Annotated in this window: 1 protein-coding gene; it reads left to right on the forward strand. The window is 47.6% G+C overall.

Features of this window, described 5'->3' with window-relative positions:
• Positions 1–81 precede the first annotated feature (81 nt).
• Positions 82–372, forward strand: a 291-nt coding sequence (locus Q4563_RS17080) for a hypothetical protein (protein WP_303605342.1), incomplete at its 3' end; no start/stop codon positions are given.

Here is a 372-nt window from a genome sequence, read left to right on the forward strand (position 1 = left end):
AGTTAACACTATGCAGGATATGATGCCTTCACAGGGTTCCGACAGGAATCGGTTTTACAGACTTCTTTAGCGGGACAATGGATGCATCTCACCTCATCTCGTAGGGCAGGTCATTTCGACTGGCTGAAAAGTTATCATTCGCTGATGCTGTTGCCGATGGTGACAGCGCTTCTGCTTATGCCTTTTATGGATGGCACTGAAGTTCGTTACTGGCTGGTTTTCTGGGTGTTAGTGGTGGTGGTTTTGACGATTTGTCGAGCCTGGATGATGCACTCTAACCGGTTGCATTTGCAGCAGCACAGTGGCGTATTACAAGCCATCTTTGATGGCCTGCCCGATGGTATTTTTTTTAAAGACCGTGATGGCGTATAC

It is taken from the genome of Gilvimarinus sp. 1_MG-2023, from assembly GCF_030548285.1.